Below are 11,077 nucleotides of genomic sequence, written 5' to 3' on the forward strand. Positions count from 1 at the left end.
TTTACAATATTATCGTAGGGTTATTTATGCTGTTCGCATGCGAACAGTTTGATTTTATCTTAATCAAAAAACGGACTGTTATAGTCCGTTTCCTTGTCTAAAGAATAATCTTTCCATACCTTTTACAACATTTTTCGAGAGTTTTTCCGATAGCTTTTGTTTACGTTGATAGTTAACTGCTATGATTTTATGCGTGTCTAGATGCGATAAGATAAAATCATCACTGGTACTAATTTCGTCGACTAAGCCCTTTTCTTTAGCCTGTGTTGCAAACCAATGTTCTCCTGTAGCAATCTGTTCAATATCAATATTAGGACGATACTCTTTTACAAAGTCTTTAAATAATAGATGGGTCTCTTCTAATTCTTGTTTAAATTTTTGGCGACCTTCATCGGTGTTTTCACCAAACATGGTTAAAGTTCGCTTGTATTCACCTGCTGTTTGCAATTCAATATCGACATCATGTTTTTTAAGTAATCGATTAAAGTTAGGAATTTGCGCAACTACCCCAATTGAACCAACAATAGCAAATGGTGCTGCAACTATTTTGTTGGCTGTACATGCCATCATATAGCCGCCACTGGCTGCAACTTTATCTACCACCGCAGTAAAAGGAATATTTCGTGTTCTAAAGCGTAATAATTGCGAAGCGGCCAACCCATAACCATGCACTACCCCACCAGGGCTTTCAAGTTTTACCACAACTTCATCTTCTGGTTTGATGATAGCTAATACGGCAGTAATTTCTTGGCGCAACTCTTCTACTTCATGCGCATCCATACTACCATTGAATGATAGAACAAACAGTTTAGGTTTTGTCTGTAAAGCTGATGTTGTCTCGGATAATTTTACAGTATCGTCCGACGACGCATTATCGGTTTGTTTCTTATTTAGTTTAGCTGTTTGTTTAGCCTGTTTCTTTTCAAGTTTTTTCTGTTTTTTCAGATTTTTAGTGAATTGTTTGGCTTCGGTCTCGTCCATACTAGACATTAACATTTCATCTTTAGCTTGTTCATACTCTTTACTTATATCTTTGACTGACATTCGCCCAGCAACTGTGGATGATTTTCGACGCTGACATAAAATAAATATTAATATTGCTAGAATAGCAACAACAACAGTTACTGTTTCAGCCAAGAAAAGTGAATACTGTGAAAACCAATTCATTTGACAATTATCCTATAGTTTAAAAATTTGCCCATTATAACAATATAATTAAAGATTGTGCCGAAAATCAATAAAGATAAAATTGTTGCTTTATTCGGCATTTTAAATTCTTTATACTGACAACCTGTTTAATTTAATACGAGAACGAGTATGCCTTTACGTCCAATAACTGAAATCGCAAAACAATGTAATATCCCTGATGAATATGTGCTGCCTCATGGTAAATATGTCGCTAAAATTGATTTATCTATTATTAAAGCAAATCAAAATAAAGCTCAAGGTAAATTAGTATTAGTGACAGCAATAACCCCAACGCCACTCGGTGAAGGAAAAACCGTAAATACTATTGGATTAAGTGAAGGTTTAAATTATTTGGGAAAATCTGCTATCGCTTGTATTCGTCAACCTAGTTTAGGGCCAGTGTTTGGCGTTAAAGGTGGTGCAGCAGGTGGGGGACAGGCTGAAGTATTACCAATGGAAACATTAAATCTTCATCTTACTGGCGATATCCACGCTATAACTGCAGCCCATGATCTGGCTTCAACAGCATTAGATTCTCGACTTTACCATGAAGAACGTCTGGGTGAGGAATTTACAGCACAAACAGGTTTGCCTCGTCTAAATATCGATATAAACCGTATTGTCTGGAAACGAGTCATCGATCACAATGACCGTGCGCTACGAAATATTACTGTTGGTGTCGGTGGTGGTGTTAACGGTGTTGAACGCCGAGATGGCTTTGAAATTACCGCTGCATCAGAGCTTATGGCAATTTTAGCGTTAGCATCTGATCTACATGATATGCGCGCACGAATTGGACGAATTATTTTAGCCTATAACACTAGTGGTGAACCAATTACTGCTGAACAACTTGAAGTTGCTGGGGCAATGACCGTTCTGCTTAAAAATGCCATTAATCCAAACCTTATGCAAACAGTGGAAAATACACCTGTATTAATCCATGCAGGCCCATTTGCCAATATTGCTCATGGTAATTCATCTGTAATTGCAGACCGCATTGCTATGCAATTAGCTGACTATGTTATAACCGAAGCAGGATTCGGCTCAGACATGGGAATGGAAAAATTCTTTAATATTAAATATCGTCAAGCTGGTATCAAGGCATCTTGTGTAGTGCTTGTTGCAACTGTGCGTAGCTTAAAATCCAATAGTGGTAAATATAATATCAAACCAGGACAAGCCATACCAAAAGAGATTTCAGAATCTAATGTAGAATTACTTGAAATTGGTGCAGCTAATTTAGCGTGGCATATCAATAATGCTAAAAGTTATGGTTTACAAGTGATTGTCGCAATCAATCGATTCCCACATGATAGTGAAGAAGAATTAGCATTTTTACAAAAATACGCCATTGAACACGGTGCATTTGCTTGTGAAGTCAGTGAAGTATTTACTCAAGGTGGTAAAGGTGCAGAAAAACTTGCCAAACATGTGATTAAAGCGTGTGATATGCCAAGTGAAATCAAGTTACCTTATCCTGACAGTATGCCATTAATAGATAAAATCCAAACAATGGTAAAAAAATATGGTGCAAATAAAGCTAATTTATCAGGCACAGCGCTTAAAAACATTAAAGAAATCGAAGCATTAAAATTAGATCACTTACCACTTTGTATCGCGAAAACACCAATGTCAATTAGTGCTGATGCAAACTTAAAAAATGTGCCAACCGATTTTGATGTTGATATCAGCCATTTAGCAATATCTGCCGGTGCTGGTTTTATTCGGGTTTATGCAGGTAATGTGATGACAATGCCTGGACTTGGTACTAATCCGGCTTATCGAAATATCGATATTGACAAAGATGGTAATATTGTTGGTTTAAGTTAATTTAAAAAATTATTATGCAAACACAATATAAAGCGTTAATTGATGAAGAAAATTGTATTGGTTGTGGCAAATGTATACGCGTTTGTCCAACTGATGCTATTGTAGGGAGCAAACAAGTATTACATACAATATTGCCACAATATTGTACATCCTGTAGTAATTGTATTAATACTTGTCCAACTGACTGTATTACCTTAAGTACACTAGGTGTTGCCTTAAATGAACAGGAAGAGTTACTGTTAACGCAAAAAAAACAGCAACGATTAAGTCACAATCAACTGGTACCACCAACTATTTTATTCCCTAGATCGATGCCAATAAGCAATAGTAATGCGACTACACAAAAAGATCGCAAGCAATCAATTGCCGATGCTATCGCCAGAGTGAAAGCCAAAAAAAACCTCGCTAATTAGCGAGGTTTTCATTTCTAATTTAAACTAACAAGTTAAAACTTGCTAGTTTTACTGACATTACTCTTTATTGCTTCTGAATGCTCGTTTACGATCATTTTCAGTTAAATGACGTTTACGCAAACGTACAGATAATGGTGTAACTTCTACTAATTCATCATCATCAATAAATTCTAATGCTTGTTCTAATGTCATTTTAACTGGTGGTGAAAGCGTAGTCGCTTCATCAGTACCCGATGCTCGCATGTTAGTTAATTTTTTACCCGTTAAGCAGTTAACTGTTAAATCATTTGAACGGGTATGAATACCAATAATTTGTCCTTCATACACTTCAGCACCATGACCAAGGAATAATTTACCGCGATCTTGTAAGCTATAAAGTGCATAAGCTAACGCTTTACCTGTACCATTCGAAATCATTACACCATTATTACGTTGGCCGATTTCACCTGGACGAACATCATCATAATGGCTAAATGTTGAGTAAAGTAAACCAGTACCTGAGGTCATCGTCATAAATTCAGTTCTAAAACCAATAAGACCACGACTTGGAATAACATAATCTAAACGTACACGTCCTTTACCATCAGGTAACATATTGGTTAAATCACCTTTACGTAAACCTAAAGCTTCCATCACAGAACCTTGGTGCTGTTCTTCAATATCTAAAGTAACTTGTTCGAAAGGCTCTTGTTTTTTGCCATCGATCTCTTTAAAGATAACTTTAGGACGTGATACCCCAAGCTCATAACCTTCACGACGCATATTTTCAATAAGCACTGATAAATGTAATTCACCACGACCAGAAACTTTAAATGCATCTGGGTCAGGAGTTTCTTCAACACGCAATGCCACATTGTGTACCAATTCTTTGTTTAAACGCTCAAGAATTTGACGTGAAGTCACATATTTACCTTCTTTGCCAGCAAATGGTGAGCTATTAACATTAAAGAACATGGTAACAGTTGGTTCATCAACACTCAATGCTGGTAATGCTTCAACGCAACTATTATCACAAATTGTATCAGAGATACCGAGTTCGCCTAAACCAGTGATTGCAATAATATCACCCGCTTCAGCAACTTCAGCTTCATAACGTTGTAAACCTAAATGACCTAATACTTGGCCTACTTTACCAGTGCGTTTATTACCTTCACTGTCAACAATAGTGACTTGTTGGTTTGGTTTAACACGACCCCGTTTAATACGGCCAATACCAATAACACCAACATAGTTATTATAATCAAGTTGTGAAATTTGCATTTGGAAAGGACCATCTAAGTCAACCGCTGGTGGCTCAACATGTTCAACAATTGCTTCAAATAATGGCGTCATATCTTCAGCCATATCTTCATGATCAAGTCCTGCAAATCCCATTAATGCTGATGCATAAACAATTGGGAAATCAAGCTGTTCATCAGTTGCACCTAGATTTACAAATAAATCGAATACTTGATCCACAACCCAATCAGGACGAGCGCCAGGACGGTCAACCTTATTGATAACTACAATCGGTTTTAAACCATGAGCAAACGCTTTTTGAGTAACAAAACGTGTTTGTGGCATTGGTCCGTCCATTGCATCAACTAGCAATAATACCGAATCAACCATCGACATTACACGTTCAACTTCACCACCAAAATCGGCATGTCCTGGAGTATCAACAATATTAATACGATAACCATTCCAATCGATAGCCGTATTTTTAGCTAAAATAGTAATACCACGCTCTTTTTCTAGCGCATTAGAGTCCATTATTCTTTCATTGTCGTCGCCACGTAAATTATCAAGCGTACCAGACTGTTTTAATAATTTATCAACCAAGGTTGTTTTACCATGGTCAACGTGAGCAATAATGGCTATATTTCTTAAATTTTCAATCACAATTAAAATCCCAATTAGGAGATAAATTCTTTAGGCGCAATATTGTACACCTTTTTAGTAAAAATGTTGATCTATATCACAAAGTTTCTTAAAAGGAACTTTAAGACTTGATATTTAACGAGAATACTGACTTATTTTATAGAAATAACTAAGATTACTCATTGATAAGTGTCGCAAATTGATGAGCAAACTCATCTACTTTGTCCCAATTTGTGTACTCAATCACTTCTTTAGTCACATCGGTATCACCTTTACCTAACCACATAATAAAACGAATCATATTACGATCAAACCAATTATATTTTGGATAATAAAGTGCTCCAGCAAATACCGCTTTAATCGTTGGTTGCCATGCAATTTTAGCTAATAATTTTTTAGTATATATATTCGTTTCAGGGGTATTTTTATTCGGTTTTCTTGCCACCATATTCACGCCAAAAAAGCCAGATTTGAGTGTGTTTAATTGCAGAGAGTTAGCATCAATAAATTTTTTCATGGTTTTACTATAAAAACCATAGCGAATAGACCCCCCAATCAATACTGCTTGGTAACTAGCAAAATCTATGTGGCTATTTGGTAGTAACTCAATCAAATCACAATCACATTTACCAGCAAGCTGTGTTTTTATTCGCTGCATAATTTTAAGGGTTTGCTTTTCGTGAGTGGTATAAAGCAATAAAACCTTGATAATGCTATTCATAACAATGCTCCCTTTTATTAAAACTCTTGGTAAATATCAATAATTCTTTTTTTAGGATAAAAATTAACAATTTCGGGGTGATTTCATGGAAAACTTTGATTATAGTATTAGCCTTATTTAACCAGACCGGAACTGATTATGGCAATTTCACCTCCAAAACGTAGTGCTATTATTTTGGCGGCAGGAAAAGGCACACGGATGTATTCCAACCTACCTAAAGTTTTACATAAAATCGGTGGTAAGCCGATGTTACAACATGTTATTGATACAGTTCAACAACTTAATACTAATCGCATCAACATTGTTTATGGGCATGGCAAAAACGAACTTGAAAAATCGTTACAAAATCAGCTAGTGCAACTTGTTTATCAAGCAGAACAATTAGGGACAGGACATGCGGTTCAACAAGCTATCCCTTACATTCAAGATGATGAAGATATCTTGATTTTATATGGTGATACGCCACTTATCTCAGTTGAAACTTTGCAAAATCTTATTGCTAGTAAACCCAAACAAGGTATTGCCTTATTAACAGTGATTTTAGATGACCCAACTGGCTATGGTCGAATCGAACGCAAAGATGGTAAAGTTGTGGCTATCGTTGAACAAAAAGATGCCAATGCCGAACAGCAAAAAATCACCGAAATTAATACTGGTATTATGCTAGTTACAGGCAAATTACTTAAACAGTGGTTAGCTCGTTTAACCAATAACAACGCGCAAAAAGAGTATTATTTAACCGATATTATTGCCTTTGCACATCAAGATGGTTATGAAATTTTAACTTCACATCCAATAAAGCAATTTGAAGTTGAAGGTGTCAATAATCGATTACAGTTAGCAACTTTAGAGCGCCATTATCAACAGTATCAAGCCGAGCAATTGTTACTTGCTGGAGTAACCTTACTTGATCCAACCCGTTTTGATCTACGTGGAAAATTAAATCATGGTAAAGATGTCATCATTGATACAAATGTGATTATTTATGGCGATGTGACTTTAGGAAATAATGTCGTTATTGGTGCAGGCTGTATTTTGAAAAACTGTACCATCGCCGATAACAGCGAAATTAGTCCATACTCGGTGATTGAAGATTCGATTATTGCTCAGCACTGTACTATCGGACCATTTGCCAGAATAAGGCCTGGCAGCAAACTAGATGATCATGCCCACGTTGGTAATTTTGTTGAATTGAAAAAAGCTCATCTTGGCCACGCAACCAAAGCTGGACATTTAAGTTATTTAGGTGACAGTGAAATTGGCAGTAATGTCAACATTGGTGCTGGCACAATTACCTGTAATTATGATGGTGCTAATAAATTTAAAACAGTTATCGAAGATGATGTTTTTGTTGGATCTGACAGCCAGCTTATTGCCCCAGTCAAAATAGGTAAAGGAGCAACTATTGCGGCTGGCACAACAGTTACTAACGATGTTAACGACAATGAATTAGTGGTTAGTCGTGTAAAACAAAAACAACTTGCGGGTTGGAAAAGACCAACGAAATCGAAAGAGGGATAAACGATGTGTGGTATTGTAGGTGCAATCGCTAAGCGTGATGTGGCAGATATTTTATTAGAAGGACTTAAGAGATTAGAATATCGTGGTTATGATTCTGCCGGACTTGCTATTATTTCACCAACAGGTGAATTACAACGAATAAGGCGGGTAGGAAAAGTACAAGCGCTTAAAGATGCGGTAAACAAACAACCAGTTGCCGGTTCAACCGGTATAGCCCACACTCGCTGGGCAACACATGGTGAACCAGTTGAACATAATGCGCACCCACATATATCCGACTTTATTGCCGTTGTGCATAATGGAATTATCGAAAATTTCGAACCACTTCGTGAAAAACTTATCGCGAAAGGTTACCAATTCCGTTCAGAAACAGATACTGAAGTCATTGCCCACTTAATTCATGACATCATCAGCACTGAAGAGTGTTCCTTATTAGAAGCTGTGCAAAAAGCAATTCCACTTTTACGAGGTGCTTATGGTACAGTAATTATGGACACTCGAAATCCTGATATCCTAGTTGCCGCACGTTCTGGTAGCCCACTTGTTATTGGTTGTGGCATTGGCGAAAACTTTATTGCCTCAGATCAACTGGCTTTATTACCGGTAACTCGGCAGTTTATCTTCTTAGAAGAAGGTGATATAGCGCTTGTCACTCAACGTTCAGTGACGATTTATGACAAAAATTTTAATCAAATAAATCGCTCTTGCATTGAATCAGATGCCAAATATGATGCTGGCAGCAAAGCAGGTTTTAACCATTACATGCAAAAAGAGATTTATGAACAGCCGAATGCGATTAAAAATACCTTAGAAGGTCGCATGGCTCATGGCAAAGTCAATTTATCAGAACTAGGCCCAAATGCTGAAAATATTCTCAAGCAAGTTGAACACATCCAAATTGTTGCTTGTGGCACAGCTTATAATGCAGGCATGGTTGCTCGTTATTGGTTTGAATCCTTAGCTGGCATTCCTTGTGATGTGGAAATTGCCTCGGAATTCCGTTATCGAAAACCTGCTCGTCGCAAAAACAGTTTATTTATTACCCTATCACAATCGGGGGAAACTGCCGATACCCTTGCTGCTTTACGCTTAGCTAAACAGAACAATTACCTAAGCACTCTTGCGGTATGTAATGTAGCAGCGTCAACTTTAGTTCGGGAAGCTGATTTGGTTTTACTAACCAAAGCGGGCGTTGAAATTGGTGTCGCCTCAACCAAAGCATTTACCACACAATTGACGGTATTATTACTGTTAGTGGCAAAGTTAGGCCGACTTAATGATATGGCAGAAATCACTGAACAAGCAATCGTCCATGCATTACAAACTTTACCAAACCGTATAGAACAAGTATTAATGGCCGAACCTGTAATCAAAAAACTGGCTGGTCATTTTGTCGATAAACATCATGCACTATTTTTAGGTCGTGGCGACGAATATCCAATCGCTATAGAAGCATCATTAAAGCTAAAAGAAATCTCCTATATTCATGCCGAAGCTTATGCAGCTGGTGAATTAAAACATGGGCCTTTAGCGTTGATTGATGCAGATATGCCAGTTATTGTTATGGCGCCGACGAATGACTTACTTGAAAAACTCAAAGCCAATATTGAAGAAGTGCGTGCCCGTGGTGGTCAACTTTATGTGTTTGCTGAGCAAGATGCTGGTTTTGTTAGCGACGATACTATGCATATTATCAACTTACCCCATATTGAAGAACTTACTGCACCAATCTACTACACCGTACCGACGCAATTACTTGCTTACCATGTCGCCCTAATTAAAGGTACCGATGTCGACCAACCTCGTAACCTAGCAAAATCGGTGACAGTAGAGTAATTTATTAGATCAAATGTGAGGACTTAATGTATATTTTGGTATCATCATCAAAATTAGAGTTCTCACATTAAATCAATTGGATAAAGACAAAGATTATCGTCTTAAATTGATAAAAGGTCTGAATTTAATAGATAATAATTCAGGATTGATCTAATTAGCATATAAAATTATTTTCTCTTATTTTATCATCATAGAAAAATTAATTATTTTCTTATCATCAGTTTTTAACTTAGACATAAGGTTCTTGTTAGGTATTTTTTCCACTCTATAGGTAATAACTCCGTTAACAAATAAGAATTTGATTATCATTTGATCTGCAAGAAAAGAGTCTGGGTACTAAAAAATTAGGAGTATCAAAATGTTTACTTTTTATCGCCACGATATGAATATTTATTTCTTACGAATTTATCGATTCAGAATAATGAGACGTTTGTGACATATAAAAAATTATATATTTATTAAACAGCTCTCCATCTACTTCAGCATACGTATAATAACTAGTAAAACTTAGCTCCATCGCTATCAGTTTTTTGCCTTATACATACTAATATTCTAATTTTCGTGTTATAGACATATCTAATTCACTATCACCGTTAAAACATTGGCTAAAAGTCCAATCACCGTGTTCATTATATTGACTATAGTAACAAGTAGATGTTCGATACTTAGACTCATTGATATCTTTTGGTAACGATGCCGTTTTTCCATTTAATAATGGATCCTCCTGTTTTGAAATGGAAGAAACCAATCTATTTTCATCATCATAATAATATAAATTTGTTGACAGAAAAGTAAGTATTGTTTTGGACCTAATAGTTTCGATTTCTCGCTCGTTATGCTGAATAAGATTATTGTTTTTATCATATAAATAAGTGCCTATGTAATTTTTCCCATCTACATTTTCATTTGAAGAAATCAATTTTCCTTGTTCATCATATTTATAATAAGAAGTTATTTTTTGGTTTGAATCTTTAATTTCAGTAACGTTTTTTTGATCATCAAACTGCACTGAATAATTAACGAAAGTTCCTTTTTCATTTCGTGTTAAAACTTGCATCTTATAATCCATAATCAGACCTTTTTTATCACGAGCAGACTCTTCTATAATAAGACCATTATCATCTGAATATATTTCTAAATTACTGACAGAAGATGTTGGTTGGATATTTTTAAGAAGTAATTCTTGTTTTTTTATAGGAACAGAATGCGGAATATACTCAGGAAAAAGAAGAAAGAGATAATTATTAGTAATACGAATATGGTTACGTTCATCATCAACGGATGCAAAGGCATAAAAATTAAAAAAACAGCATACTACTAACAAAAGGTTTTTCATCTATATTCTCTTTTTATTATTAATATCTTTACTATTTTTATCATAAAGAAATTTTTAATTAAATATAGTAAAGGATAATATTCATTTTAATATAATTACCAATATTCTATTTCTCTCTTAAAATCGCCTAGATTTTTTTTGTTTGCGGAACAATAACCTTTTGTCCAATCACCATACTTGTTATGGTTGATGAAAAAACAATCCATATTAATTCTGTTTTTGGTCTCAGCTAAATACATCGATTGTTTTGTTTGAATTATTCTATTTTCATCATCATATATATATTCTATTATTTCATTGCTGGTTTCATCTGATGAAAAAAGTTCTGGGTCTTCAACATTTTCACTCTTAATTAATTTAGCTAAATTTTGA

Annotated in this window: 9 protein-coding genes; 4 read left to right on the forward strand and 5 right to left on the reverse strand. The window is 35.6% G+C overall.

What is annotated here, in order from left to right:
- Positions 1 to 78: 78 nt before the first annotated feature.
- Complete coding sequence (gene sohB, locus B6D18_RS06490; RefSeq protein WP_086363701.1) at positions 79 to 1,167, reverse strand: protease SohB; 1,089 nt, start codon at positions 1,165 to 1,167, stop codon at positions 79 to 81.
- Positions 1,168 to 1,317: 150 nt separating this feature from the next.
- Between sohB and B6D18_RS06495 the strand changes: the two genes are divergently transcribed.
- Together B6D18_RS06495 and B6D18_RS06500 are read left to right on the forward strand one after the other, a co-directional pair.
- Positions 1,318 to 3,018 (forward strand): formate--tetrahydrofolate ligase, encoded by a 1,701-nt coding sequence (locus B6D18_RS06495; protein ID WP_086363702.1) that lies wholly within the window; start codon positions 1,318 to 1,320, stop codon positions 3,016 to 3,018.
- A gap of 14 nt (positions 3,019 to 3,032) precedes the next feature.
- Positions 3,033 to 3,431: an RnfABCDGE type electron transport complex subunit B gene (locus tag B6D18_RS06500; protein ID WP_086363703.1), complete on the forward strand. Its 399-nt coding sequence runs from the start codon at positions 3,033 to 3,035 to the stop codon at positions 3,429 to 3,431.
- A gap of 57 nt (positions 3,432 to 3,488) precedes the next feature.
- Here the strand turns inward: B6D18_RS06500 and typA are convergent, their stop codons facing one another.
- Both typA and hemG read right to left on the reverse strand, forming a co-directional pair.
- On the reverse strand, positions 3,489 to 5,312 hold the full coding sequence (gene typA / locus B6D18_RS06505) for a ribosome-dependent GTPase TypA (RefSeq protein WP_086363704.1): 1,824 nt from the start codon (positions 5,310 to 5,312) through the stop codon (positions 3,489 to 3,491).
- Between the two features lie 154 nt (positions 5,313 to 5,466).
- Positions 5,467 to 6,003 (reverse strand): menaquinone-dependent protoporphyrinogen IX dehydrogenase, encoded by a 537-nt coding sequence (hemG, locus tag B6D18_RS06510; RefSeq protein ID WP_086363709.1) that lies wholly within the window; start codon positions 6,001 to 6,003, stop codon positions 5,467 to 5,469.
- Positions 6,004 to 6,150: 147 nt separating this feature from the next.
- On the opposite strand from hemG, the gene glmU reads away from it, so the two are divergent.
- Positions 6,151 to 7,533, forward strand: a complete 1,383-nt coding sequence (glmU, locus tag B6D18_RS06515) for a bifunctional UDP-N-acetylglucosamine diphosphorylase/glucosamine-1-phosphate N-acetyltransferase GlmU (RefSeq protein WP_086363705.1) — start codon at positions 6,151 to 6,153, stop codon at positions 7,531 to 7,533.
- Between the two features lie 3 nt (positions 7,534 to 7,536).
- Positions 7,537 to 9,369 (forward strand): glutamine--fructose-6-phosphate transaminase (isomerizing), encoded by a 1,833-nt coding sequence (glmS, locus tag B6D18_RS06520; protein WP_086363706.1) that lies wholly within the window; start codon positions 7,537 to 7,539, stop codon positions 9,367 to 9,369.
- A 544-nt stretch (positions 9,370 to 9,913) separates the two neighbouring features.
- Here glmS and B6D18_RS06525 read toward each other — a convergent pair.
- Both B6D18_RS06525 and B6D18_RS12595 read right to left on the reverse strand, forming a co-directional pair.
- A complete protein-coding gene (locus B6D18_RS06525) occupies positions 9,914 to 10,705 on the reverse strand; it encodes a hypothetical protein (RefSeq protein ID WP_086363707.1) in 792 nt (263 codons plus the stop codon).
- Positions 10,706 to 10,800: 95 nt separating this feature from the next.
- On the reverse strand, positions 10,801 to 11,077 hold a 277-nt coding region (locus tag B6D18_RS12595), incomplete at its 5' end, for a hypothetical protein (protein WP_158092535.1).

It is taken from the genome of Gilliamella sp. A7 (genome assembly GCF_002142015.1).
Taxonomy (GTDB): domain Bacteria; phylum Pseudomonadota; class Gammaproteobacteria; order Enterobacterales; family Orbaceae; genus Gilliamella; species Gilliamella apis_A.